Raw genomic sequence first — 24,597 nt, forward strand, 5'->3', positions numbered from 1 at the left:
ATGACAGAAGAAAAATGGGGACAGCTCAGAAACCGGCTGTTGAAGACGGTCGGCCAGAACAATTTCACAACTTGGATTGAGCCATTGGAGTTTGACACCGTGGACGGCGGTGTTGCCGTCTTCAAGGTGCCGACGAATTTCATGGGGAACTACGTCAGCCAGAACTTTGCGGATCTGATTCTGCATGAGCTGGCCATGTCCGGTGAGCCGGTCCAGCGCCTGGCCTTCCGGGTTGCTGCCAACAGCCCGGCACGTCCTGCAGACACCGCCGGAGCGGCTGATGCCTATGGCGGCGCACAGGGCGACGTGGCGGTGATGACAGCACCCGCTGCTGTTCCGGCATCGGCGGGTGGCAAGGACACGCTTGAAGCGCTGCAGGCGGCTCCGCTGGACCCGCGCTTTACCTTCGACAGTTTTGTCGTGGGCAAGCCGAACGAACTGGCTCATGCTGCCGCGCGCCGCGTTGGCGAAGGCGGCCCGGTCACCTTCAACCCGCTGGTGCTTTATGGCGGAGTCGGTCTGGGTAAGACCCACCTGATGCACGCCATCGCCTGGGAGCTGAAGGAAAAGAACCCGTCCCTGAACGTGCTGTATCTGTCGGCGGAACAGTTCATGTACCGCTTTGTGCAAGCGCTGCGCGAGCGCAAGATGATGGACTTTAAACACCTGTTCCGCTCGGTTGACGTGCTGATGGTGGATGACGTGCAGTTCATCGCCGGCAAGGATTCCACCCAAGAGGAATTCTTCCACACCTTTAACGCGCTGGTGGATCAGAATAAGCAGATAATCATCTCTGCCGACCGCGCCCCGGGCGAGATCAAGGATCTGGAAGACCGGGTGAAATCCCGCCTGCAGTGCGGCCTGGTGGTGGATTTGCACCCGACCGACTATGAGCTGCGCCTGGGCATCTTGCAGACCAAGGTGGAGCACCAGCGCAAAACCTATCCGGACCTGTGCATCGCCGCTGGCGTGCTGGAATTCCTGGCACACCGCATCTCGACCAATGTGCGCGTGCTCGAAGGCGCTCTCACCCGCCTGTTCGCCTTTGCCTCGCTGGTAGGCCGCGAGATCGACATGGATCTGACCCAGGACTGCCTGGCCGATGTGCTGCGTGCGTCTGAACGCAAGATCACTGTCGAAGAGATCCAGCGCAAGGTGTCCGAGTACTATAATATCCGCATGTCCGACATCATCGGCCCCAAGCGCCTGCGTTCTTATGCCCGCCCGCGTCAGGTGGCGATGTACCTGTGCAAGCAGCTGACCAGCCGCAGCTTGCCGGAAATCGGCCGTCGCTTTGGCGGGCGCGACCACACCACTGTCATGCATGGTGTGAAGCGCATCGAGGAGCTGAAGACCACTGACGGCCAGATCGCCGAAGATGTGGAGATGCTGCGCCGGTCGCTTGAAGCCTGACGGGCGGTTTTAGCCCAAACTGCTCACCCCAATTTGCACTGCGGCCCCGGTTTCCGGGGCCGTTTTGTTGCGCAATGAGTCCGGAACGGCATGCCGGCAGACCCATAAAGGCAGCGAATACCCGTTATCACGGAAACAAAGTTTCAACCCGGTCAAAACCAGCCATAACAGTGTCCTGGACAGGAACTTCTGCATGACACAGCCGGTCTTCGAAAACACAGACACGCCCCGCCGGCTGGCTTTTGCCATTGCGGCCTACCTGATGTGGGGGTTTTTTGCGTTTTTCAAAGAATCGCTGCCGATCGGCCCCAATCAAGGCTTCTTGCTGGAGGTATTGATCCTGCTGTTCCCGGCGCTGGGCTATTTCGCCTATCTCGCCGCGACCGGCAGCAGCAGCTTTGGCGCCTCTTTCAGCGACACCTCGCTGCTTCTGGGGTGCGGTGTTGTCACCGCGGTGCCGTTGATCATCTAAGCCAACGGGGCCAAGCTGGTGCGGCTGTCGACCATGGGAATCCTGCAATACATCGCACCGACTATGATCATGCTGGCTGCGGTGTTGCTGTTTGGCGAGGAATTCGGACGTGCCAGGATGATCGCCTTCCCGATGATCTGGGCGGCTTTGGTTATCTACTCGATTCCGATGGTGCGGCAGATGAGAAAACGTCCGGGTTAAGAGGTCTATTCGCCGGCAGCTGCGTCCTCGACCACACCCACAACAGGCCCCATCATGAAGCCCGCATCGCTGCGGCCCAGCTCAGGCGCGTGCAGGCGCGAGATATTGCCGTCGAAATACAGCGCGTTTGGCAGCTTCAGGTAATCCCGGAACAGGCTTCCGAACTGGTGAAACGTCACCGCATTGCGCGAGATGGCAAAGACGGCGCGGCGGCCATCGGCTGAGGTGCCGACCCCGTTCCTCACATAATAACTGTCCGAATCGGGCAGGAAGCGCGGATGCAGCTCTCCATCGATCACCAGCATCGGCCCGGATTGGGTGGCATAGGCGCAGGCGGGGGCGGCTTTGCCGAAAGCAAATGTTTCGAAAACATCAGCCCGGCCCTCGCGGATGCAGAAGACGCCATTGGGAAGCAGGCCGAAGTTGCCAGGACCTGCATTGGTTACCAGCCGCATTTCCTCGGCGCCGTCTTCGACATAAAGACCCACGGGCGAGCGGTCGCGGTGATACATCCCGGCATTGGTGGCAAATACCAGCGCTTTGCCGTCTTCAGCCAGCGCCGTGTCCAGCGTGGAAAAATGCCCGTAGACTTGCCCGTCGCCATCGCGCAGGAACAGCCGCAGCTGCTCCCGTGATGCATCCACTTCGCAGATCGAATACCGGTTGCCTTCATAGGCCGCATCGCTGCATTCCACCGCGCCTGCGGTCGGGGCGGCCCAGAGCGCGGCCAGCAGCAAGGCGGCCTTTCGGATCACTCTTCCGTGTCGCGGCGCACCGCGTCCTGGGACAGCATCCGGCGGGTATCGTCCATCTGATCAAAGGTTTCATCCAGCCGGAAGCGCAGATCCGGGGCGAACTTCAACCCCAGCTTCTTGCCGACCGCGCGGCGCAGCTCACCCTTGTTCCGGGCGAGGAGCTTCAGCACGTCCTCCTGTCCCTTGCCGCCCAAAGGCAGTACAAAGGCAGTGGCGATTTTCAGATCCGGCGAGGTGCGCACCTCGCCTACGGTGATCGACATGCGGTTCAGGTCCGGGTCATGCACATCCCCGCGTGCCAGCACCTCAGAGAGAGAGCGGCGGATCAGTTCGCCGACGCGAAGCTGGCGCTGGGAAGGGCCGGGACCATCTTGGAATTTGTTCTTTGCCATATTTCCGATCTATGCCGGATTGCGGGCTTTGCCAAGCGCTGCCCGGCAATGTAGGACAAATCCAGCTTGAACCAGATTGAAAAAGGAATGGGCCAATGACCCGCAAACCAGGGATCGTGATTACCGGCGCATCAGGCCGCATGGGGCAGATGCTGATCAAGACGGTGCTGGAAAGCGATAAGGCCAGGCTGACCGGCGCGGTGGAGCGTGAAGGGCATGCCTGGGTTGGCCGCGATGCGGGCGAAGCAATGGGTGGGGCGCCCGTTGGCGTCACCGTCACGTCGGATGCGCTGGAGGCTTTTTCCAACGCGCAGGCGGTGATTGATTTCACATCGCCGGAAGCGACGTTGAACTTTTCCAAGCTGGCAGCCCAAGCGCGCGCGGTGCATGTGATCGGCACCACCGGCATGACGAATGCGCAGATCGCCCAATTGGAGCCGGCCTCCCGGCACGCAGTGATCGTGCGCGCCGGCAACATGAGCCTTGGTGTGAACCTGTTGGTACAGCTGACCAAAAAGGTCGCCGCGGCGCTGGACGAGGATTTCGACATCGAAGTGATCGAGGCGCATCACCACCACAAGGTCGATGCCCCGTCTGGCACTGCATTGATGCTGGGCGAAGCCGCAGCCGAAGGCCGCGGCGTTCATCTGTCAGATGTGCGCGATTCCGGACGTGATGGCATCACCGGCGCCCGCAAGCGCGGCGACATCGGTTTCACCGCCATCCGCGGCGGTGACATCGTGGGCGAGCATGACGTGCTGTTTGCCGCCGCTGGCGAACGCATCGTGCTGCGCCATATGGCGACCGACCGCGCCATCTTTGCCCGCGGCGCGCTGAAGGCTGCGCTTTGGGGCCAGGACAAGGCGGCGGGACAATATGACATGGTGGATGTGCTGGGGCTCTGAGGACTGAAATGCGGCCCCGAGGGGCCGCTCCTCGCCTCTCGGCGGCAAAGCCGCCTGCCGGCAGCGGGACGTGAGTATTTTTGAAAAGATGAAGGTCATTCACCTTTGGGAAAATACTCTGGGGGTGAGCAGGCAGCGCCTGCGAGGGGGCAAAGCCCCCGGCCGCGGCTCAAAAATCGACAGCGATGCCTTTTTTCTCCCAATCGCCATAGCGGGCTGGATCGGGTCCATCGCGTCCGCCCAACTCCTTAGGGAGCGGCTCCTGCAGCGCAGCGGCCTTGCGGCGCTCTTCGGCTTCAGCCAATGCGCGCAGGGCGGCGGGAGGCAGGCCATTTGTACCAAGTGGAGTATCGTCGCTCATCGCGGGTTCCTTTATGCTTGGCCCATGATATACGCCCCTGTCCCGCGCAAACAAGCCGCGCCCTGAGGAGTTGCCAGATGTCAGACGCCAATCACGCCCGCCGCACCGCGGTACACCTGCTGGATCAGGTTATGGGAGAGGGGCGGCTGCTGGCGGAATGCTATGGCGCAGGTGTCCTGGAGAAGCTGGCGCCGGAAGACCGGGCACGGGCGCAGCGTCTGGCTGGGGAAACCCTGCGCAACCTGGAACGCGCTGACCGGGTGCTGAAGAAACATCTGAAGAAAACACCGCCAATAACTGTGCTGAATGTGTTGCGGCTGGGAACGGTGGAACTGTGTTCGGGCGGCGCGGCGCACGGTGTCGTGAATGCTATGGTGGCCATCGTCTCCAAGCACCGCCGCCACGGGCAGCTCAAGGGGCTGGTCAATGCGGTCTTGCGCAAGGTGGCAGAGGACGGTCCGGCGGAATGGGCCAAGCTGCGTGTGCCGCGCCTGCCGAACTGGTTGCGCAAACCATTGGTGCAGGCCTGGGGAGCGGAGGCGATGCTGGGCATGGAGGCCGCGCATTACGCAGGTGCCGCGCTGGATGTGACGGCTAAACCCAATTCGGACTTGAGCGCTTTGTGCGGGGAAATCTTGCCCACCGGTTCTGTGCGGATCGCAAATGCCGGGCAGGTGTCGGCGCTTTCGGGATATGAGACCGGCGACTGGTGGATCCAGGATGCTGCCGCCGCGTTGCCCGCCCGCATTCTGAATGTTCGCCCAGGCGAGCATGTGCTGGAACTTTGTGCAGCGCCGGGCGGTAAAACCATGCAGATGGCGGCCGCGGGTGCCAAGGTGACCGCAGTGGATGTCTCCCAAAACCGGATGTCCAGGCTCCAGGAAAACCTGACCCGCACTGGACTGCAAGCGGAGCTGGTTGTGGGCGATGCACTGGAACAGCAGGGCCAGTTCGATGCCGTGCTGCTGGATGCCCCCTGTTCGGCCACCGGCACAATCCGCCGCCACCCGGACTTGCCGCAGGCCAAAGATGGCAGTGACTTTGGCGCCCTGATCGAACTGCAGGCGCAGATGCTGGCCCACGCCTGGACCCTGGTGAAACCTGGCGGGCGGCTGATGTTCTGCACTTGCTCCCTGCTGCCGGATGAGGGCGAATGCCAGGTGGAGGAAGCGCTGGACATGTTCCCGGAGATGTCAGTCGACCGCGAAGGATTGCAGGTGCCCGGCGTGGTTCCGGACTGGATCAGCGAAGAGGGCGGCCTGCGCTTGCGCCCCGACTACTGGCCGGAACGCGGCGGTATGGACGGGTTCTACATGGCCCTTTTGCGCAAATCCGCGTGACCCTGGGGCGTCCCCGGTATTCGCCGGTGACTTGATCCGCCCCTCGCGTTATGCTCGCGCCAAAACGCCCTGGCAAAATCCGGCGTGAGGCAAAAAGAGCATGTCCACTTTTGACAGAATGGCCGGCCGCGGCACCCGGCTGCTGAACAGCTATTACGCTTGGCGGGCGCGCAGCCAGCCGGCTGCAACCGGCTTTGTCTCGCAGCCCGAGCCGCGCACCATCGGCAGCTTTGCCCGTGGCCGTCAGCTGGTGGCTGGCAACCTGCTGTTTGCCGGGTACCTGGTCGAATCGCCTGACACCGGATTGTGGGAGGTTGCCGCCCCGGATGCGGCTTTCGATGCGGAGCGGCACGGTTTTTCCTGGCTCGATGACCTGGCAGCGGTCGGGGATTTCAAGGCCCGCGCCAAAGCGCAGAAATGGGTCTGGGGTTGGATCCAACAGCACGGACGCAGCGGCGGGCTGGCGTGGCTGCCCGATCTGACCGGGCGGCGGGTGATCCGCTGGATCAACCACGCGCTGTTCCTGCTCAGCGGCAAGGAAAAAGACGAGACCGAAGCCTTTTATCATTCGCTGGCACAGCAGACCTGGTTCCTGGCACAGCGCTGGCAGGGGGCCGCGCCGGGCCTGCCCCGGTTCGAGGCATTATGCGGCTTGATCTATGCGGGTCTTGCCCTGCAGGGGCGCGAAGAGCTGGCGGACCCGGCGGTCCGCGCGCTGGCAGCAGAATGCGGGGCGCAGATTGATGACCAGGGCGGGCTGCCAACCCGCAACCCTGAGGAACTGCTGGAGGTTTTCACCCTGCTGACCTGGGCTGCGGCTGCCCTGCATGAAGCCGGTCGCGCAGTGCCGCCTGCGCATATCAATGCGATCGAGCGGATCGCCCCCACTTTGCGCACCCTGCGCCACAGCGATGGCGGGCTGGCACGGTTCCATGGCGGCGGCCGCGGATTGGAGGGGCGGCTGGACCATGCCCTCGCGGCCAGCCATGTGGCTGAGCGCCATGCGGACGGGCTGGCAATGGGGTTTGCCCGGCTGTCTGCGCGGCGGACCTCGGTACTTGTCGATGCCTCGGCGCCGCCCAAGGGCAAGGCGTCGAACTATGGCCACGCCTCGACCCTGGCGTTTGAGCTGACGTCAGGGCGGCGGCCTCTGATTGTGAATTGCGGATCGGGCGAAACTTTTGGCGTCGAATGGCGCCGGGCCGGGCGCGCCACGCCGTCGCATTCCACGCTGTGTATTGAGGGGCACTCCAGCGCCCGGCTGGCCGCGCCGCACAAGACCACTGGCCATGAAGAATTGATCGAAGCCCCTGATGAGGTGCCGCTGGAGGTCAGCGACCTGGCAGATGGCTGCCGTTTTCAGGGCGGGCACAATGGCTATACTTCTCATTTCGGGCTGACCCATGCGCGCACCCTGGATTTGTCGTTTGACGGGCGGGCCCTGAGCGGCGAAGACATGCTGGTGGCGCTGGACGATGCTGCCAAGCGTCAGTTCACCAAGGTGCGGGATTCCAGCGCTGAGGGCGGCATCGGCTTTGACCTCCGCCTGCATCTGCACCCTGAGGTGGACGCGGCCCTTGACTTGGGCGGCGCCGCGGTATCCATGGCGCTCAAGAGCGGGGAAATCTGGGTGTTCCGCCATGACGGAATCTGCCGGCTGCGGCTGGAGCCGAGCGTTTTCCTGGAAAAGACCCGCTTGAAGCCGCGTGCGGCAAAGCAGATCGTTTTATCCGGACGCGCGATGGGTTATGCGACGCGTATCCGGTGGACGCTCAGCAAAGCGCAGGAGACTGCCGTTGCCGTGCGAGACCTGAACCGGGACGAACCCGAGACGTTTGACTGAGCCTTTGAAAAGGACCGCCCTGCCATGACCGACCTTCACCCCGTACGCCGTGCGCTGCTTTCCGTATCCGACAAGACCGGCCTGATCGAGCTGGGCAAGGCGCTGTCTGCGCGCGGTGTTGAGCTGCTGTCGACCGGCGGCTCTGCCAAGGCGCTGCGCGAGGCGGGCCTAACGGTCAAGGATGTCTCGGAAGTGACCGGTTTTCCGGAAATGATGGACGGACGCGTAAAGACACTGCACCCGATGGTGCATGGCGGCCTGCTGGCGCTGCGCGACAATGATACCCATGTCGCCGCGATGAACGAACATGGCATCGGTGCCATCGACCTGCTGGTGGTGAACCTCTACCCGTTCGAAGCGGCCCTGGCGCGCGGTGCCGGTTATGACGAGATGATCGAGAACATCGACATCGGCGGTCCCGCGATGATCCGTGCGGCCTCCAAGAACCACCTGTTCGTGAACGTTGTGACCGACGTTCAAGACTATGAGGCACTGCTGGCAGAGCTGGACGCCAACGATGGCCAGACCTCCTACGCCTTCCGTCAACGCCTGTCGCAGACTGCCTATGCCCGCACCGCAGCCTATGATGCAGCTGTGTCGAACTGGATGGCCACGGCAATCGAAGAAAAGACCCCGCGCCGCCGCGCCTTTGCCGGCGAGCTGAAGCAGACCTTGCGTTACGGTGAAAACAGCCACCAGGAAGCGGCCTTCTATACCGATGGCTCCAACCGTCCCGGCGTGGCCACCGCAGTTCAGCTCCAGGGCAAGGAACTGAGCTACAACAACATCAACGATACTGACGCAGCCTATGAGCTGGTGGCGGAGTTCGACCCGGCCGACAGCGCCGCTGTCGCGATCATCAAACACGCCAACCCCTGCGGCGTGGCCAAGGGTGCGACCCTGGCCGAGGCCTATCAAAAGGCTTTCGACTGCGACCGCACCTCCGCATTCGGCGGCATCGTCGCGCTGAACCAGCCGCTGGACGCCGAAACCGCCGCCAAGATCACCGAGATTTTCACCGAAGTGGTGATTGCGCCCGGTGCTTCGGAGGAGGCTAAGGGGGTCTTTGCCGCCAAAAAGAACCTGCGCTTGCTGCTGACGGATGGTCTGCCCGAGCCGCGCAAAGCCATCACCGCCTACAAACAGGTGGCCGGCGGTATGCTGGTACAGGACAAGGACGTGGGCTACGTCGGCATGGAGGACTTGAAGGTGGTGACCGAACAGGCTCCGTCTGATGCCCAGATGCAAGACATGCTGTTTGCCTGGAAAGTCGCCAAACACGTCAAATCCAACGCCATCGTCTATGTGAAAGACAGCGCCACCGTTGGCGTCGGCGCCGGCCAGATGAGCCGCTTGGACAGCGCCAATGTGGCGGCCGCCAAGGCAGGCCGCATGGCCGCCGAACTGGGTCTGGAAGAAAGCCTCGCCAAGGGCTGCGCAGTCGCGTCGGATGCGTTCTTCCCCTTTGCGGACGGGTTGCTGGAAGCTGCGGCTGCAGGCGGGGCCTGCGTCATTCAGCCGGGCGGCTCGATGCGTGACGACGAGGTGATCAAGGCGGCCAACGAGGCGGGCCTGGCCATGGTCTTCACCGGCATGCGCCACTTCCGCCACTAAGCAGGCAGAGCTAAGACAATGGCAGCACGTTGGATGATCTGGGGCGCCGGCCTTTCGTTTCTGGCGGATCAGGCAAGTAAATACCTGGTAATCCACTGGATGGGGCTGGACCAGCGCCACCGGATCGACGTGCTGCCGCCGTTTATTAACTTCCGCTACGGAGAGAACACCGGCATCAACTTCGGCCTGTTCGGCGGCGGAGATGACGCGTCGCGCTGGATTCTGATCGGGATGTCACTGGCGATCTGCCTGGCCCTTGTGATCTGGATTGCACGCGCACAGAATGCGTCGCGGGGCATGCAGCTCTCGGCCGGGCTGGTGATCGGCGGCGCGCTGGGCAATGTCGCAGACCGGCTGCTGTACGGATACGTGCTGGATTTCCTGAACACATCGTGCTGCGGCATCCAGAACCCGTTTGTGTTCAATGTCGCCGATATCTTCATCTTTGCAGGCGCAGCAGGGCTGATCTACTTTGACGGGCGGCGCAAAAAGCCTGCGTAGACCTCGCAGGGCAATTGCGCTAGAAGCGCTAAGAAACAGGCAGGAGTTTGGGGTAATGCGGATCCCGTTCGGAGTGATTGTTCTGGCAGGCGCGCTGGCGGTGGCCGGCTGCGGGCAAAAGGGGCTGCGCCTCATCCAGAAGCCCGGCACCGGCCCGGATGAATTCCTGGTTCTGCCCTCCAAGCCGCTAAGCACGCCGGAAAGCTACAGCAGTCTGCCGGCCCCGACGCCGGGCGGCGCCAATCTGACGGATCCCAATCCGCAGGCAGAAGCAGTTGCTGCCCTGGGCGGCAAACCTGGCGCATTGGTTCCTGGCAGCGGCATTCCGTCCAGCGATGCGGCTCTGGTGACAGCATCCAGCCGCTATGGTGTGGAACCGGGCGTGCGCGAAACGGTCGCCGAAGAGGACGCCAAATTCCGCCACCGCAACCGCCGTGTGGGCCGGATCAAACTGTTGCCGGTGGATCGCTACGAGCAGCTTTACAAAAAGCAGACGCTGGACCCGCATGCCGCCAACGAACAATTCCGCCGTGCCGGGGCTGCTACCCCATCCGCACCGCCGGTTGACGGTTTCTGATCCTCACTTTTCTGCCAGCCAGTCTTGTAAGACGCCAGCAGCAGCGTAGGTTGACAGCAGTCTTTCTGCTGGCAATGGGTGGCGAATTGTGGCTGCATTAAATAAACGAGCAGTAACCGCACTGTGCCAGGCAAGGGCAAATGTGCAGAAATTGGAGGATGCCAGATGATCCAAAGGATCACATTGGCCGCCGCAGCGCTGACTGCTGCCCTGAATGGCCCGCTATGGGCCGAAGATGAGGCGGTGACCGCGTTCACCCTGGACAACGGCATGGAAGTGGTGGTGCTTGAGGACCATCGCGCGCCGGTGGTGCAGCAGATGGTCTGGTACCGGGCCGGCTCCGCGGATGAGCCGCCGGGCCAGTCCGGGGTTGCCCACTTCCTGGAGCATTTGCTGTTCAAGGGCACCGACAAGCTAGCCCCGGGTGAGCTGTCGGCCACCGTGCGCGCCAATGGCGGCCAGGACAACGCCTTTACCAGCTATGACTACACCGCCTATTTCCAGCGCGTCGCCGCCGACAGGCTGGAGCTGATGATGCAGATGGAAAGCGACCGGATGACCAATCTGCGGCTCGGCGAAGAAGATATCGCCACCGAGCGTGAGGTCATCCTGGAAGAGCGCAACCAGCGCACCGACAATGACCCGGTGGCCCTGTTTCGCGAACAGTTGCAGGCGGTGCAATATCTGAATCACCGTTACGGCCAGCCGGTGATCGGCTGGCGCCACGAGATGGAAAGCCTGGATATGGAGGACGCGCTGTCCTTTTACCGCACCTATTATGCGCCCAATAACGCCATCCTGGTGGTCTCCGGCGATGTGGAACCGCAAGATGTTAAGGCGCTGGCTGAGCAGTATTATGGCGCGATCCCAGCCAACCCTGACTTGCCGGAACGCTTCCGCAGCCAGGAGCCGCCGCAGACGGCAGCCCGCCGCATCACCTTTCAGGATCCGCGGGTTGCCCAGCCCTATGTGCAACGCTCCTATCTGGCGCCTGAACGCGACAGCGGCGCCCAGCAAAAAGCTGCAGCACTTTACCTGCTGGCCGAACTCTTGGGCGGCGGCAGCACTTCTTACCTGGCCAATGCGCTGCAGTTCGACCAGCAGGTCGCCGTCTACTCCGGTGCCTTTTATTCGGGCAGCTCGCTGGATGATACGTCCTTCACCTTTCTTGTGGTTCCGGCTGAGGGTGTCAGCATGGATCAGGCCGAGGAGGCGCTGGATGCCACTATCGCCCGCTTTCTGGAAGCAGGAGTGGACGAAGCCCAGCTGGAGCGCATCAAGCTGCAGCTGCGCGCCGCTGAAATCTATGACCGCGATAACGTGAACGGAATTGCCAACCGCTATGGCCAGGCGCTCAGCATTGGGCTGACAGTGCAGGATGTGCAGGATTGGCCGAAGATCCTGCAATCGGTCACCGCAGATGAGATCATCGCCGCTGCCAATGAGGTTCTGCGGCCTGAAACGTCAGTCACCGGCTGGATGACGCGCGGCCAGGAGGTAACCCAATGACCTTGCTGAAACTAATCGCCGCGTCGTTGCTGGCCTGCTGCTTGGCACTGCCTGCCATGGCCGGGATCAAGATCGAAGAAGTCACCTCACCCGGCGGTATCACCGCCTGGCTGGTCGAGGACCACGCGATTCCCTTCTCCGCTCTTGAGCTGCGCTTTCGCGGCGGCACCTCATTGGATGCACCCGGCAAACGCGGGGCGGTGCACCTGATGACGGGATTGCTGGAGGAAGGCTCCGGTGATCTGCGGGCGCAGGATTATGCCCGCGCACTGGAATCTTTGGCGGCTGAGTTTTCCTATGATGCCGATAAGGATTCAGTGTCCATTTCCGCCCGCTTCCTGACCGAAAACCGCAACGATGCAGTGGCCCTTTTACGCCAGACCCTGTTTGAGCCGCGGATTGACCAGGATGCGCTGGACCGGGTCCGGGCCCAGGTGCTGGCGGGATTGCGGTCTGATGCCAAGAACCCGAACACAATCGCAGGCGAGGCTTTCTCGCGGATGGCCTTTGGCGACCACCCTTATGCCAGTGACGGCAAGGGAACGCAGGAGACTGTTTCCGCGCTTGGCCGGCAGGATATTTTTGACGCGTATGAGGCGGTTTTTGCCCGTGACAGGCTGTACGTCAGCGCGGTGGGCGATATCACCGCCGAGGAGCTTGGTGTGCTCCTGGATGAGCTGCTGAGCGCCTTGCCGGCAGAGGGCGACCCGATTCCGGGCCCGGCTGAGGTTACTATCGCGGGCGGTGTCACTGTTGTGGATTTCGACACACCGCAATCTGTGGCACTGTTCGGCCAAAAGGGGATCAAGCGCGAGGATCCGGATTTTTTTACTGCTTATGTGATGAACCAGATCCTGGGGGGCGGTTCCTTTGAAACCCGGCTGATGACCGAGGTGCGGGAAAAGCGCGGGCTGACCTATGGGGTTTACTCCTATCTGGTGCCGCGTGATCTGGCGGCGGTTTATATGGGATCGGTGGCGTCGGCTAACGGTAAGATGGCCGAAGCGGTCGAGGTGATCCGCAATGAATGGCGCCGCATGGCCGAACAAGGCGTGACGGAGAAAGAGCTGAAGGATGCGCAGACCTATCTGACTGGCGCTTATCCGCTGCGCTTTGACGGCAATGGCCGTATTGCCTCAATTCTCGCGGGTATGCAGATGGACCATTTGCCGATCAGCTATGTGGAAACCCGCAACGACCGTATCAACGCGGTCACGCTGGAGGATGTGAACCGCTTTGCCGCGGAATTCATGGATCCTGACGGTTTGCATTTCGCCATTGCCGGACGCCCTGAGGGGTTGGAATCCACCAACTGATAGCTTTCAGGCGGGGCCGCGACGCCCCGCCAAGGAACCCGCACAGCACACTGCTGCCCAGGGTGGCTGACGCTTGCCGCTTTCCCTTTCAATTTACCCCAAACTCATGTATGCGCGGGCTTGTCTGAGACGATGTGCCAGGCCCCGGCACGCGAAAGCAAGATAGAGGGGGCCGGCGGCAATGGGGCCGCCACGCAAACGGGAGACCCGGAGGGCCGGGAGTGCTCCCAATTAGGATACGCTAGATGTTTAACGTTTCGAAAAAATCGATGCAGTGGGGCGAAGAGACGCTTACACTGGAAACCGGCAAGGTTGCCCGCCAGGCTGATGGCTCTGTGATTGCCACGCTGGGCGAAACCTCGGTCATGGCCAACGTGACCTTTGCCCGTCAGCAGAAGCCCGGCCAGGACTTCTTCCCGCTGACCGTGCATTACCAGGAAAAATACTATGCTGCGGGCAAGGTGCCCGGCGGCTTCTTCAAGCGCGAAGCGCGCCCGACCGAAAAAGAAACCCTGACCGCGCGTCTGATCGACCGTCCGATCCGCCCGCTGTTTGTCCCCGGCTTCAAGAACGAAGTGCTGGTGATGTGCACCGTGCTGTCGCACGACCTGGTCAACGACCCGGACATGGTTGCAATGATCGCCGCCTCCGCTGCGCTGACCCTTTCGGGCGCGCCGTTCATGGGCCCGATTGCCTGTGCCCGCGTTGGTTTCGAGGATGGCGAATACATCCTGAACCCGACCGTTGACGACATGCAGGACCTGCGCCTGAACCCCGAGCAGCGTCTGGACCTGGTTGTTGCCGGCACCAAAGACGCCGTCATGATGGTGGAATCGGAAGCTTACGAGCTGTCCGAAGCAGAAATGCTGGGTGCGGTGAAATTTGCCCACGAGCAGATCCAGCCGGTTATCGACCTGATCATCTCGCTGGCCGAAGAAGCCGCGAAAGAGCCGTTCGATTTCCAGGCGCCGGATTACTCCGAGCTGTACGGAGCTGTCAAAGCGGCTGGCGAAACCGAGATGCGCGCCGCCTTTGCGATCAGCGACAAGCAGGAGCGCACCGCCGCTGTTGCTGCCGCCCGTGAAACCATCAAGGGTGCTCTGTCCGAAGAGCAGCTGGGCGATGCAAACCTGGGGTCCGCGCTGAAAAAGCTGGAAGCCGGCATTCTGCGCGGCGATGTTGTCAAAACCGGCAAGCGTATCGATGGCCGTAAAACCGACGAGATCCGCGCGATTGAGTCCGAAACCGGCCTGCTGCCGCGGACCCATGGTTCGGCGCTGTTCACCCGTGGTGAAACCCAGGGTCTGGTTGTGACCACGCTGGGCACCGGCGACGACGAGCAGTTCATCGACGCGCTGCACGGCAACTTCAAGTCCAACTTCCTGCTGCATTACAACTTTCCGCCCTACTCGGTGGGTGAAGTTGGCCGTGTTGGCGGCCCCGGCCGCCGCGAAATCGGCCACGGCAAGCTGGCTTGGCGTGCGCTGCAGGCGGTTCTGCCCGCGGCAACCGACTTCCCCTACACCATCCGCCTGGTCTCCGAGATCACCGAATCGAACGGTTCGTCCTCGATGGCTTCGGTCTGCGGCGGCTCGCTGTCGATGATGGATGCAGGCGTGCCGCTGAAAGCACCGGTTGCCGGTGTTGCGATGGGCCTGATCCTGGAAGACGACGGTTCTTACGCGATCCTGTCCGACATTCTGGGTGACGAAGACCACCTGGGCGACATGGACTTCAAAGTGGCAGGCACCGAAAACGGCATCACCTCGCTGCAGATGGACATCAAGGTCGCAGGCATCACGCCCGAGATCATGGAGAAAGCCCTGGCCCAGGCCAAAGACGGCCGTATCCACATTCTGGGTGAGATGGCAAAAGCCCTGACCGAAGCGTCCGACTTCTCGGTCCACGCTCCGCGCATCGAGACCATGCAGATCCCCACCGACAAGATCCGTGAAGTGATCGGCTCCGGCGGCAAGGTGATCCGCGAGATCGTTGAAGTGTCCGGCGCCAAAGTCGACATCAACGACGATGGCATCATCAAGATCGCCAGCCCGAACGGCGAAGCCATCAAAAAGGCCTATGACATGATCTATTCGATCGTGGCAGAGCCGGAAGAAGGCCAAGTCTACACTGGTAAGGTTGTGAAGATCGTCGACTTCGGCGCCTTCGTGAACTTCTTCGGCAAGCGCGACGGCCTGGTGCATGTCTCCCAGATCGAAAACCGCCGCCTGAACCATCCTTCGGACGTTCTGAAGGAAGGCCAGGAAGTGAAGGTCAAGTTGCTGGGCTTTGATGATCGCGGCAAGGTCCGCCTGTCGATGAAAATCGTCGATCAGGAAACCGGCGAAGAAATCGCGCCGGAAGCGAAAGAAAAAGCAGAGCAGGACTGATCCCAGTCTGACTGCACATAAACAACCCGGGGCGCGCGATCCGCGCCCCGGGTTTTCCATTTCCGCCGGGACGCTTATGGAACAGTCTTTGCCTCCCCGTGTGACCATCATTACGGTCACCTACAACTCTTCAGCCGTAGCTGAGAACCTGTTGCGCTCCATTCCAGCTTCGGTGCCTTGCATTCTGGTCGATAACGCCTCCCGGGATGCAGAAGACACCCGTGCGCTGGCCGCAGCACATGGCGCCCGGTTCATTGAAAACCCGGAAAACACCGGCTTTGGTCCGGCCTGCAATCAGGGGGCTGCACAGGCAGGCACTGAGTTTCTGTTTTTTGTGAACCCCGATGCCGAACTGTTCGAGGACACGCTGGAGCGTCTGTTAGAAGCCGCCGATGCACACCCCGAAGCTTCCGCTTTCAATACCCGCATTGTCAAAGGTGACGGATCGCTGTTCTTCAAGCGCCGCAGCAAGCTGATTGCAAAATCGCTGTGGCTGGGGCGGGATGCCGCGAAACAGGACGGCGAGGTGCCGGTGCTTTCGGGCGGTGCCCTGCTGGTGCGTAAATCCGCTTTTGACCAGGTCGGTGGCTTTGACCCCAAAATATTCCTGTTCCACGAAGACGACGACCTCAGCCTGCGGCTGAAGGCGGAATGCGGGCCGCTGCGTTATGTTTACGCAGCGCAGGTCCGGCATCTGCTGGGCCACTCCACCGAGCGCTCCGCCAAAACCGCGGCTTTGAAAGCCTGGTACATGGGCCAGTCGCGCGTCTATGGCGCCCGCAAACACGGCTTGCCTTTTGGGTTTCTGCGGGCCTTGGGGGAGGCGTCGCTGCAATTGATCTCACCGCTGAACCTGTTGTCGGCGCGTAAACGGTCCAAGAACTGGTATTACTTCCGTGCGGTTCTTAGCAGTGCTGTCCAGCAATCCGCAGACCTCCCTCCGCCATGGCAGCAAGACTGACCGGGCTGGCCTTCCAACAGTTTAAAGTTACAGGTGTCCCGCATGAGACGGTCCCCGTTTTGGAAAATCACCCGCGAGCTGAAACGCCCGTTTCAGCAGATCACTCAGCTGCCCAGCCGCCTCGGATCGCTGCTGCTGGGGCGCTGGTATTATGACGCGTTCCTGGCCCGCAACATCCGCTGCACCGAAGGCGCCATTCCGGCCGGTCCGCAGCCTGCGGTCTACTTGATTTTCCCCAGTCAGGGACTGCAAGCCTCGCATTTCATCGCGCTGCGCTATCTGATCGCCAGCGGCTGTGCCCCGGTTGTGGTCTCCAACATCCCGCTTAGCGAGGAAGACCGGCAACGGCTGAGCGACGTCTGCTGGCTGTGCATGGAACGCCCGAATTTCGGATATGACTTTGGCGGCTACCGCGACGGGCTGCTGGCGGCGCGCGCGCGGCTGGAACAGATTGACCGGCTGGTGCTGCTGAATGATTCCTCCTGGTTTCCGCTGCCAGGGGCAGGCGACTGGCTGACGGAAGCACAGGCGCTGGATGCGGATTTTGCGGCTGCCGCCTGCAGCTACGGTCACCCGCGGGTGGATGCAGAAAATTTCCGCAGCATCAATTGGGGGTATTCCACCGCCAGCCGCAATTTCCAGTACTGCTCTTATGCGCTGATGCTGTCAGGGCGGTTGATGGAGGATCCGGGCTTTCTCAGGTTCTGGAAGCGCTTCCCGCTGACCAACAACAAGAAATTCATCGTCCGCCGCGGTGAAACCGGCCTTACCCAATGGGTTCTGGCACATGGTTTTTCGCATGGCGCCGTGCTAAAGACTGCAGATTTGGATCAGCGGCTGGCGCAGCTGCCACGGGAGGAGATCCGGCGTATCGCCAAGGAAACCGTCATCTTTGGCCGCCCCAGCCTGGCGGCGCTGAAGGCCAGGCTGCTGTCAGACGGCGCCCAGGCAGAGGACTACCTGGCTTTCATCCTGACAGCGGTCGCAACCCAAGGGGTCAGTTATACGTTGCCCGCCTACCTGCATACCGAGTCAGGGTTCACCTTCCTCAAGAAGTCGCCGTGCTGGTTGACCCGGGACGGGTCGGACATAACCCTGCGATTTGCTGCCAGACTGAAGGGCGAGGCCGGCCAAGCCATAGCGGCAGAGGCGCGGCAATTGCGTCAAAGCCGGGCACCGGATTTTCCACCGGCACCGGACGGGCATTAGTAAGTAAAGACAAAAAACAAGCCGCCCGAAGGCGGCTTGTAATCACTGCGATGGAAAGCGCCGGTTACTCAGGTGCTTTGGTCTTGCGCAGGTAGGGGAAGATGGTCTCGAATTCGCCGAACTTCGCCTTGGCGTCTTCGTTCGACACCGTCGGCGGAATGATCACATCCTCGCCGGGCATCCAGTTCGCAGGGGTGGCAACGCCCTTGCCCAGCGACATCTGCAAGCCGTCCAGCGCCCGCAGGATCTCGGCAAAGTTGCGGCCCACGGTCATCGGATAGGTCATCGACAGTTTCAGCTGCTTGTCCGGGCCGATGATGAAAACCGACCGCACTGTGGCGCTGTCTGCAGGGGTGCGGCCATCGGGCAGATACGCCTCGGCGGGCAGCATGTCGAAAGCTTTGGAAACTGCCAGACCGTCATCAGCGATGATCGGGAAGCCCGGCGCGGCCTTGCCGTATTCCTCGATGTCCTTTTTCCATTTCTTATGGTCCTCAACCCCGTCAACCGAAACGCCAAGGACTTTGGTGTTGCGCTTGCTCCATTCCTCGCTCAGCTGCGCCACGGCGGAAAATTCGGTGGTGCAGACCGGGGTGAAATCCTTGGGGTGCGAGAACAGAATCGCCCAGCTGTCGCCGATCCAATCATGGAAGGTGATGGTGCCCTGATCCGTTTCCGCAGTAAAATCCGGGACCGTGTCGTTAATGCGCAAACCCATGGCGGTATCTCCTTGTCAGATGTGTTTTGAGTCGTCTTGGTTGCAACCTAAGTAGTCTAGCGCAACGATACAGCCCCCGTGCCGGGAAACCACGATAAATTGCTGCAAGCAGTCATGGCGAAAGATTGCAACCGGTCCAAGCGGCCATTGACAGAGCCTGCAATAATTTGATCAAATTATGCAGCAAAGACCCTTGCTCCCTGTGAGGTGCAGTGACAGAGTGACCGCAAAACCGGCAAGCCGATACCGGAAATACGTCTGAATTGGGAGTTCCCAGATGATCGAGAAACGCGAATTTTACATCAACGGCCAGTGGGTCGCCCCTTCTGCCGCCAATGACTTCGAAGTAATTGACCCCTCGACCGAGGAACCCTGCGCGGTGATCTCGCTGGGGTCCGAGGCCGACACTAACGCCGCCGTTGCCGCGGCCAAGGCAGCGCTGCCGGGCTGGATGGCGACCCCGGTGGCAGAGCGCATCGCGCTGGTGGAAAAGCTGGTCGATGTCTATGAAGCCCGCGCCGAGGACCTGGCCCAGGCGATGTCTTTGGAAATGGGCGCGCCGATCGACATGTCGCGCAGCTCGCAAGTCGGTGCCGGCAGCTGGCACCTGCGCAACTTCATCGCTGCGGCCAAAGAGTTCGACTTTGACGCGCCGCTGAACGACCGCAGCCCCAACGATCGCATCATCCACGAGGCGGTGGGTGTGTGCGCGCTGATCACGCCGTGGAACTGGCCGATGAACCAGGTGACGCTCAAGGTCGGCGCTGCAGCTGTAGCCGGCTGCACGATGGTGCTGAAACCGTCGGAGCAAAGCCCGTTGAATGCGATGATCTTTGCCGAATTGATGGACGAGGCCGGCTTCCCTGCGGGTGTGTTCAATCTGGTGAACGGTGACGGTATGGGCGTTGGCTCGCAGCTGACCACCCATCCGGATGTGGACATGATCTCCTTCACTGGCTCCACCCGAGCGGGTATTGCAATCACCCAGGCTGCCGCGCCGACCCTGAAGAAGGTGGATCTGGAGCTGGGCGGCAAAGGCGCCAATGTGATCTTTGAGGACGCCGATGAGAAGGCGGTGAAGCGCGGTGTGCTGCACATGATGCAAAACACCGGTCAAAGCTGCAACGCGCCCAGCCGGATGCTGGTGCAGAACAGCATCTACGACCGGGTGGTTGCCGAAGCCGCAGAAGTGGCAGCCAAGATCGAGGTCGGCCCGGCCAGCCAGGAAGGCCGTCACATCGGCCCTGTGGTGAACGAGATGCAGTGGACCAAGATCCAGGATCTGATCCAGCAGGGCATCGATGAAGGCGCCAAGCTGATTGCCGGCGGCACAGGGCGCCCGGACGGATTGAATAAGGGCTACTATGTAAAGCCCACGGTCTTTGCCGATGTGAACAACCAGATGACCATTGCGCGCGAAGAGATCTTTGGCCCGGTTCTGTCGATCATTCCCTTCGAGAATGAGGAAGATGCGATCGGGATCGCCAACGACACGCCTTATGGCCTGACCAACTATGTGCAGACCCAGGACGGGGCCCGCGCCAACCGCATGGCTCGCGCGCTGCGCTCTGGCATGGTCGAGATGAACGGCAAGTCGCGCTCGGCCGGTTCGCCCTTCGGCGGCATGAAGCAGTCCGGTAAAGGCCGTGAAGGCGGTAAATGGGGCATTGAGGACTTCCTGGAAGTGAAGGCCGTCGGCGGCTGGGCGGCTGAATAAGTCTGCAACCTTCGAAGTCATAGAGAGCCGCCCGCCCGGGCGGCTTTCCTTTTTGCGGCGTTGTATTTGGGGCATCGGCAGTGCTCCCGCGTCTTCAATCCCCCCGGCTGCGCCGGGCGGCCCTCAGCCTTGGGCGTGGCCCGTGCTGCGCACGGGCAGGGGGCCTGCACGGGGTTGGTCAGAAATAGGCTCTAAGCAGGCAGATTGCAGCTATTCCGGCAGCCATGGTCAGGGGCAGGCTGCGGGTGGCAAGAGCCACTGCCAGGGCCACCGTTCCGGCTGCCCATTCCTGCGGGCCGCCTTGCATCAAGAGGTAGGTGACCAGCGACAGGATCAGGCAGCCCGGCAGCGCCTGCAGACCGCGCGCCCAAGGGCCGTGATCCGGCAGCCGTTGGCCTAGGAGATAACCGGACAGCCGTACCGCAAAAGTAGCCGCTGCCAGCCCGAAAATCAGGAACCATGTTTCAGTCATTATTCAGCACTCCGGCAAGGACCGCTCCGCCCAGACCGCCCAGGATCAGTGTCCAGGTAGGGTCCAGCGGCGTTAACAGGCCGGTCAGCAAAACGATGGCCGCAGAACCGGCCCAGGGCAAAACCATGGTTGAGCCGCTCCACAGCGACCGGAGAATGGCGATGAAAGCTGCGGTGAAGGCAAAATCCATGCCCAGGGCCTTGGGTTCAGGCACAGTGCTGGCAAATCCCGCGCCTGCCACTGTGGACAGCACCCAGACTGCAATCAGCCCGATGCCGCCGCCAATCAAGTACCAGTAACCGGCTTGATGGCCGCGGGCGCGCATCGCGTGCATCAGGGCCCAATTCTCGTCGGTGGCCAGATGGACCCCTAGAAGCACTTGCCACCAGGGCCGTCCGGAATACTCATCCCGCAGCGAGGCGGTGATCAGAAGCAGCCGCAGGTTCAGTGCCAGCCCGGCCAGAATGGCGGCACCCGCGCCGGTGCCGGCAACCAGCCGCTCCACTGCGATGATCTGTGAAGATCCGGCAAAGACGATGGTGCCCATTACTCCGGTCTGCAGCCCGTCCATGCTTGCCTGTGCTGCGAGCAGGCCGAATGCCAGCCCATAGACGGCAACGCCGGCAGCCAATGGCAGGATATCCTGCAGTCCGGAAGTCAGTTGGCTGAAGGCGGGGGACCGGGCGGAGATGTTCTGGATTGCCATTGAGGGCAGTTCCTCTGGAAACGGGGCATGATTTCGCTTAAACCGAACGCGGGTTTTGTATACCGAACGACACGGTCGTTCGTCAAGTCGAACAAAAGGGTGAAATACCGAACATGTCAGCGCCCCATCAAATGATTGCAGCCGCCATCCAGCGTGAACGCAGCCGTGCGGGAATGTCGCTGTCGGGGCTGGCCGCACAGGCTGGAATTGCAAAATCAACCCTTTCGCAGCTTGAGGCCGGGAACGGGAATCCCAGTGTCGAGACGCTTTGGGCACTGGCCGCAGCGCTGGACGTCCCGCTGAGTTTGCTGTTTGAAACGGAGGCACCCGCGACCAAGCTGATCCGCGCAAGCGAAGGTGAAGTGCTGGAGTCGGAGCAGTCAGACTTCGCTGCCGTTTTATTGTCCCGCAGCCCGCCGAATGTGCGCCGGGATATCTACCGCGTGGTGATGCAGCCGGGAGAGATCCGCCGCGCCGCGCCGCACCCGCGCGGCACAGTGGAGCATATGCTGGTCTGTTCCGGGCAGATGCGGGCAGGGCTGGAAGGGCAGGAGGAGCTGCTGTGGCCGGGCGATTACTACAGCTTTCCCGGCGATCACCCGCATAGCTATGAGGCGACGCGGTCCGGCACATTGTTCCTGATGGTGATGGAGGCGCCCTGACCAGGGCCTCAGAACTCCGGCTTCACCCGGAATTTCAGCGACTCGCCGCTGTCCGGGTGTTTGATCCGCAGCTCCTGGGAATGCAGCATGAGCCTGGGATACTCCATTGCTGCACCGCTGGCATAAAGCGGGTCGCCCAGGATCGGGTGGCCCAGCGACAGCATATGCACCCGCAGCTGATGCGTGCGCCCGGTCTTCGGTGTCAGCCGCACCCGCGTCGCACCGTCCTCGTATTTCATGACCCGCCAGCCGGTGACGGCAGGCTTGCCGCTCTCATTGCAGACCATCTGCTTGGGCCGGTTCGGCCAATCCACAATCAGCGGCAGATCCACCGTGCCGCTGCGCGGCTCCAGCCTGCCAGCCACCCGCGCCACATAGGCCTTTTTCGCCGTGCGCTTTTCAAACTGCATTGACAGATGCCGCTGCGCATGCGGGGTGAGGCCGAACACCATCACACCTGACGTATCCCGGTCCAGCCGATGAACCAGCAGCGCCTCGGGGAATACGGCCTGAATGCGGGTGATCAGGCAATCGGCCAGATGCGCGCCGCGGCCAGGTACCGACAACAGCCCGGCAGGCTTGTTTACTGCCAGCAGCTCGGCGTCGTGGTGCAGGATCTCCAGCGGGTCCTGCGGCGGGGTGTATTCGCTTGAAACGGCCATGACCGCCTGCCTAGCGCCACTGGCTGGCAGGGGCAAGCTCTGGCCTGTACCGGTCTCTATCGTACTTCTTTCCGGGCTTTCCTTCGGGACCTGGCATTTGCTAAATTGACACTGTCCCGGCGATCCGGTAACTGGCGCGCCTCACATACACATGGGGACTAGGCATGGCACGCAAACGCAAAGGGCGCGATATTTCCGGCTGGCTGGTGGTGGACAAGCCCGCGGGGCTGACCAGCACGGCAGTTGTGAACAAGGTGCGTTGGGCGCTGGATGCCAAGAAGGCAGGCCATGCGGGCACCCTGGACCCCGAGGCAACCGGTGTTCTGGCCGTGGCGCTGGGCGAGGCAACCAAGACTGTGCCCTATATAACCGACGCGTTGAAGGCCTATACCTTCACTGTGCGGCTGGGTTCTGCAACCAATACCGACGATGCCGAGGGCGAGGTGATTGCCGAAAGCGCCGAGCGCCCCACAGACGAACAGATCAAGGATGCGCTGTTGCCGTTCCTGGGCGAGATCATGCAGGTGCCGCCCAAGTTCTCCGCGGTGAAGATTGATGGCCAGCGTGCCTATAAACTGGCGCGTGACGGCGAAGAGGTAGAGCTTTCTGCCCGCCCGCTGTGGGTCGAAGAGCTGATCCTGCTGGACCGTCCCGACGAAGACCACGTGGTGCTGGAGATGACCTGCGGCAAAGGCGGATATGTGCGTTCAATCGCCCGCGATCTGGGTGCGGCGCTGGGCTGCCATGGCCATGTGAAACAGCTTCGGCGGACCTGGTCCGGCCCGTTTGATGCCGAAGACGGCGTCTCGTTGGAACTGGTGGATGAGTTGGCGAAATCCACTGATCTGGACCAATATTTGCGGCCTCTGGAAGAAGGGCTTGCCGACCTGCCCGAGCTGAAATGCACCCCGCAGGGTGCAGTGCGCTTGCGCAATGGCAACCCGGGCATGGTGATGGCCGCAGATGTGGAGTACGGCGATGAAGCCTGGGCTTCGCTGGACGGGCAGGCGGTGGCTGTGGGGATCTACAAGGCTGGTGAATTGCACCCGAGCCGGGTGTTTGTGCAGCCGGAATGACCTGCCTGCAACCGGTCCAGACCGCTAGGGTCAGGACCCATTGATTTCGATTGATCGTCATGATTCACCGGTCGAAAAATCGAGCGGTGACATGTCTGATCTCTTTTGGCTGAGCGATGCGCAGATGGCCGGCTGGAGCCTTATTTCCCGAAGTCCCATAGAAAGCCATGTGTTGATGACCGGCGTGTCTTGAGTGGAGTTATCTTCATAAACCGCAATGGCTTAGGGTGGATGGATGCACCAGAGGAATACGGCCCGCACAGTGAGGCAGGACCGTCGCCCCAGTGGGGCGGCGTAAGCCCGGGGAACGCTTTACAACCGTTGGAAACGCTGGAGTGACAAGGGTATCTTTGCGCAGCAATGTCCCGAGAGGGGCCGGACCAAAGATGGCATGAATACCAAGCTGCATGCCATCTGCGACAGCCAGGGCTACCCGCCGAGCCTGTTCGTCACCGCTGGACAGGTCAGCGACTGCATCGGGGCACGGGCGCTGCTCAGCTGTTTGCCGGATGCCGACTGGATGCTTGGAGATCGCGGCTATGACGCCGATTGGTTCCGGGAAGCATTGAAAGACAAAGGGATACGCGCCTGCATCCCGGGCCGGAAGCAGCGCAAGACACCGGTCAGATACGACAAAGGCCGCTACAAACGGCGCAACCGCCCCTCTCGTGACATTGCTGCGCAATGCACTGCTGGGCAGTGATCGAGATCATGTTTGGCAGGCTCAAAGATTGGAGGCGTGTGGCAACGCGATACGGCAGATGCCCGAAGGTCTTCCTCTCCGCTATCGCTCTCGCCGCAACCGTCATCTATTGGCTATGAGGC

Annotated in this window: 22 protein-coding genes and 2 pseudogenes; 17 read left to right on the plus strand and 7 right to left on the minus strand. The window is 61.7% G+C overall.

Annotated elements, in window-relative coordinates; translation table 11 throughout:
• Positions 1-1,413 (plus strand): chromosomal replication initiator protein DnaA, encoded by a 1,413-nt coding sequence (gene dnaA / locus K3555_RS00005; protein ID WP_259995439.1) that lies wholly within the window; start codon positions 1-3, stop codon positions 1,411-1,413.
• Positions 1,414-1,657: 244 nt separating this feature from the next.
• A pseudogene (locus K3555_RS00010) lies at positions 1,658-2,086 on the plus strand (EamA family transporter RarD); the annotation flags it as partial.
• Positions 2,087-2,091: 5 nt separating this feature from the next.
• Here K3555_RS00010 and K3555_RS00015 read toward each other — a convergent pair.
• Together K3555_RS00015 and rbfA are read right to left on the minus strand one after the other, a co-directional pair.
• A complete protein-coding gene (locus tag K3555_RS00015; protein ID WP_260006940.1) occupies positions 2,092-2,841 on the minus strand; it encodes a phosphodiester glycosidase family protein in 750 nt (249 codons plus the stop codon).
• Positions 2,838-3,233: a 30S ribosome-binding factor RbfA gene (gene rbfA, locus K3555_RS00020; protein WP_259988948.1), complete on the minus strand. Its 396-nt coding sequence runs from the start codon at positions 3,231-3,233 to the stop codon at positions 2,838-2,840. The genes K3555_RS00015 and rbfA overlap by 4 nt, the downstream gene beginning before the upstream one ends.
• A gap of 95 nt (positions 3,234-3,328) precedes the next feature.
• Between rbfA and dapB the strand changes: the two genes are divergently transcribed.
• The gene (dapB, locus tag K3555_RS00025; protein ID WP_260006942.1) at positions 3,329-4,138 is read left to right on the plus strand and encodes a 4-hydroxy-tetrahydrodipicolinate reductase; all 810 of its coding nucleotides are present in this window, start codon (positions 3,329-3,331) and stop codon (positions 4,136-4,138) included.
• 169 nt (positions 4,139-4,307) lie between these two features.
• Here the strand turns inward: dapB and K3555_RS00030 are convergent, their stop codons facing one another.
• Positions 4,308-4,499 (minus strand): DUF1674 domain-containing protein, encoded by a 192-nt coding sequence (locus tag K3555_RS00030; RefSeq protein ID WP_260006944.1) that lies wholly within the window; start codon positions 4,497-4,499, stop codon positions 4,308-4,310.
• 77 nt (positions 4,500-4,576) lie between these two features.
• Here K3555_RS00030 and K3555_RS00035 point away from each other — a divergent pair, with 77 nt between their 5' ends.
• The 10 genes from K3555_RS00035 (at position 4,577) to K3555_RS00080 (ending at position 17,759) form a co-directional block, all read left to right on the plus strand.
• Complete coding sequence (locus K3555_RS00035) at positions 4,577-5,839, plus strand: RsmB/NOP family class I SAM-dependent RNA methyltransferase (protein ID WP_260006946.1); 1,263 nt, start codon at positions 4,577-4,579, stop codon at positions 5,837-5,839.
• A 100-nt stretch (positions 5,840-5,939) separates the two neighbouring features.
• A complete protein-coding gene (locus tag K3555_RS00040) occupies positions 5,940-7,682 on the plus strand; it encodes a heparinase II/III family protein (protein ID WP_260006947.1) in 1,743 nt (580 codons plus the stop codon).
• Positions 7,683-7,706: 24 nt separating this feature from the next.
• Positions 7,707-9,296, plus strand: a complete 1,590-nt coding sequence (purH, locus tag K3555_RS00045; RefSeq protein ID WP_260006948.1) for a bifunctional phosphoribosylaminoimidazolecarboxamide formyltransferase/IMP cyclohydrolase — start codon at positions 7,707-7,709, stop codon at positions 9,294-9,296.
• Positions 9,297-9,314: 18 nt separating this feature from the next.
• Positions 9,315-9,797, plus strand: coding sequence for a signal peptidase II (gene lspA, locus K3555_RS00050; protein WP_260006949.1), 483 nt, complete (start codon positions 9,315-9,317; stop codon positions 9,795-9,797).
• Between the two features lie 55 nt (positions 9,798-9,852).
• Entirely contained in the window at positions 9,853-10,374 is a 522-nt protein-coding gene (locus tag K3555_RS00055; RefSeq protein ID WP_129369217.1) for a DUF3035 domain-containing protein, read from the plus strand.
• Between the two features lie 165 nt (positions 10,375-10,539).
• Positions 10,540-11,883: a pitrilysin family protein gene (locus K3555_RS00060; protein ID WP_260006951.1), complete on the plus strand. Its 1,344-nt coding sequence runs from the start codon at positions 10,540-10,542 to the stop codon at positions 11,881-11,883.
• Entirely contained in the window at positions 11,880-13,199 is a 1,320-nt protein-coding gene (locus K3555_RS00065) for a pitrilysin family protein (RefSeq protein ID WP_260006952.1), read from the plus strand. Before K3555_RS00060 ends, K3555_RS00065 begins: the two co-directional genes overlap by 4 nt.
• A 245-nt stretch (positions 13,200-13,444) precedes the next feature.
• A complete protein-coding gene (gene pnp, locus K3555_RS00070) occupies positions 13,445-15,589 on the plus strand; it encodes a polyribonucleotide nucleotidyltransferase (protein ID WP_260006953.1) in 2,145 nt (714 codons plus the stop codon).
• Between the two features lie 76 nt (positions 15,590-15,665).
• Positions 15,666-16,550 (plus strand): glycosyltransferase family 2 protein, encoded by an 885-nt coding sequence (locus tag K3555_RS00075; protein WP_260006954.1) that lies wholly within the window; start codon positions 15,666-15,668, stop codon positions 16,548-16,550.
• A gap of 42 nt (positions 16,551-16,592) precedes the next feature.
• Positions 16,593-17,759, plus strand: a complete 1,167-nt coding sequence (locus K3555_RS00080) for a rhamnan synthesis F family protein (protein ID WP_260006955.1) — start codon at positions 16,593-16,595, stop codon at positions 17,757-17,759.
• Between the two features lie 64 nt (positions 17,760-17,823).
• On the opposite strand, the gene K3555_RS00085 is transcribed toward K3555_RS00080, so the two are convergent.
• Complete coding sequence (locus K3555_RS00085; RefSeq protein WP_134830944.1) at positions 17,824-18,477, minus strand: peroxiredoxin; 654 nt, start codon at positions 18,475-18,477, stop codon at positions 17,824-17,826.
• A gap of 277 nt (positions 18,478-18,754) precedes the next feature.
• On the opposite strand from K3555_RS00085, the gene K3555_RS00090 reads away from it, so the two are divergent.
• Positions 18,755-20,194, plus strand: a complete 1,440-nt coding sequence (locus K3555_RS00090; RefSeq protein WP_259988975.1) for an aldehyde dehydrogenase family protein — start codon at positions 18,755-18,757, stop codon at positions 20,192-20,194.
• Positions 20,195-20,372: 178 nt separating this feature from the next.
• Here K3555_RS00090 and K3555_RS00095 read toward each other — a convergent pair whose 3' ends face one another.
• On the minus strand, positions 20,373-20,666 hold the full coding sequence (locus K3555_RS00095; protein WP_260006956.1) for an AzlD family protein: 294 nt from the start codon (positions 20,664-20,666) through the stop codon (positions 20,373-20,375).
• Entirely contained in the window at positions 20,659-21,372 is a 714-nt protein-coding gene (locus K3555_RS00100) for an AzlC family ABC transporter permease (RefSeq protein WP_260006957.1), read from the minus strand. Before K3555_RS00100 ends, K3555_RS00095 begins: the two co-directional genes overlap by 8 nt.
• A 113-nt stretch (positions 21,373-21,485) precedes the next feature.
• Here K3555_RS00100 and K3555_RS00105 point away from each other — a divergent pair, with 113 nt between their 5' ends.
• Positions 21,486-22,034, plus strand: a complete 549-nt coding sequence (locus tag K3555_RS00105; protein ID WP_260006958.1) for a helix-turn-helix domain-containing protein — start codon at positions 21,486-21,488, stop codon at positions 22,032-22,034.
• An 8-nt stretch (positions 22,035-22,042) separates the two neighbouring features.
• Here K3555_RS00105 and K3555_RS00110 read toward each other — a convergent pair whose 3' ends face one another.
• Positions 22,043-22,696 carry an RluA family pseudouridine synthase gene (locus K3555_RS00110; RefSeq protein ID WP_260006959.1) on the minus strand — a complete coding sequence of 218 codons (654 nt, stop codon included), beginning with the start codon at positions 22,694-22,696 and terminating at the stop codon, positions 22,043-22,045.
• A 164-nt stretch (positions 22,697-22,860) separates the two neighbouring features.
• Between K3555_RS00110 and truB the strand changes: the two genes are divergently transcribed.
• Together truB and K3555_RS00120 are read left to right on the plus strand one after the other, a co-directional pair.
• Positions 22,861-23,772, plus strand: a complete 912-nt coding sequence (gene truB, locus K3555_RS00115; RefSeq protein WP_134830941.1) for a tRNA pseudouridine(55) synthase TruB — start codon at positions 22,861-22,863, stop codon at positions 23,770-23,772.
• A gap of 91 nt (positions 23,773-23,863) precedes the next feature.
• A pseudogene (locus K3555_RS00120) lies at positions 23,864-24,594 on the plus strand (IS5 family transposase).
• Positions 24,595-24,597 lie beyond the last annotated feature (3 nt).

The sequence above is a fragment of the Leisingera sp. M527 genome, from assembly GCF_025141525.1.
In the GTDB taxonomy this organism is placed as follows: domain Bacteria; phylum Pseudomonadota; class Alphaproteobacteria; order Rhodobacterales; family Rhodobacteraceae; genus Leisingera.

Bases quoted from the DNA above. Each gene is read 5' to 3' on its own strand.
- dnaA (WP_259995439.1), top strand. From the start codon at position 1: ATGACAGAAGAAAAATGGGGACAGCTCAGAAACCGGCTGTTGAAGACG.
- rbfA (WP_259988948.1), bottom strand. From the start codon at position 3,233: ATGGCAAAGAACAAATTCCAAGATGGTCCCGGCCCTTCCCAGCGCCAG.
- dapB (WP_260006942.1), top strand. From the start codon at position 3,329: ATGACCCGCAAACCAGGGATCGTGATTACCGGCGCATCAGGCCGCATG.
- K3555_RS00030 (WP_260006944.1), bottom strand. From the start codon at position 4,499: ATGAGCGACGATACTCCACTTGGTACAAATGGCCTGCCTCCCGCCGCC.
- K3555_RS00035 (WP_260006946.1), top strand. From the start codon at position 4,577: ATGTCAGACGCCAATCACGCCCGCCGCACCGCGGTACACCTGCTGGAT.
- K3555_RS00040 (WP_260006947.1), top strand. From the start codon at position 5,940: ATGTCCACTTTTGACAGAATGGCCGGCCGCGGCACCCGGCTGCTGAAC.
- purH (WP_260006948.1), top strand. From the start codon at position 7,707: ATGACCGACCTTCACCCCGTACGCCGTGCGCTGCTTTCCGTATCCGAC.
- lspA (WP_260006949.1), top strand. From the start codon at position 9,315: ATGGCAGCACGTTGGATGATCTGGGGCGCCGGCCTTTCGTTTCTGGCG.
- K3555_RS00055 (WP_129369217.1), top strand. From the start codon at position 9,853: ATGCGGATCCCGTTCGGAGTGATTGTTCTGGCAGGCGCGCTGGCGGTG.
- K3555_RS00060 (WP_260006951.1), top strand. From the start codon at position 10,540: ATGATCCAAAGGATCACATTGGCCGCCGCAGCGCTGACTGCTGCCCTG.
- K3555_RS00065 (WP_260006952.1), top strand. From the start codon at position 11,880: ATGACCTTGCTGAAACTAATCGCCGCGTCGTTGCTGGCCTGCTGCTTG.
- pnp (WP_260006953.1), top strand. From the start codon at position 13,445: ATGTTTAACGTTTCGAAAAAATCGATGCAGTGGGGCGAAGAGACGCTT.
- K3555_RS00075 (WP_260006954.1), top strand. From the start codon at position 15,666: ATGGAACAGTCTTTGCCTCCCCGTGTGACCATCATTACGGTCACCTAC.
- K3555_RS00080 (WP_260006955.1), top strand. From the start codon at position 16,593: ATGAGACGGTCCCCGTTTTGGAAAATCACCCGCGAGCTGAAACGCCCG.
- K3555_RS00085 (WP_134830944.1), bottom strand. From the start codon at position 18,477: ATGGGTTTGCGCATTAACGACACGGTCCCGGATTTTACTGCGGAAACG.
- K3555_RS00090 (WP_259988975.1), top strand. From the start codon at position 18,755: ATGATCGAGAAACGCGAATTTTACATCAACGGCCAGTGGGTCGCCCCT.
- K3555_RS00095 (WP_260006956.1), bottom strand. From the start codon at position 20,666: ATGACTGAAACATGGTTCCTGATTTTCGGGCTGGCAGCGGCTACTTTT.
- K3555_RS00100 (WP_260006957.1), bottom strand. From the start codon at position 21,372: ATGGCAATCCAGAACATCTCCGCCCGGTCCCCCGCCTTCAGCCAACTG.
- K3555_RS00105 (WP_260006958.1), top strand. From the start codon at position 21,486: ATGTCAGCGCCCCATCAAATGATTGCAGCCGCCATCCAGCGTGAACGC.
- K3555_RS00110 (WP_260006959.1), bottom strand. From the start codon at position 22,696: ATGGCCGTTTCAAGCGAATACACCCCGCCGCAGGACCCGCTGGAGATC.
- truB (WP_134830941.1), top strand. From the start codon at position 22,861: ATGGCACGCAAACGCAAAGGGCGCGATATTTCCGGCTGGCTGGTGGTG.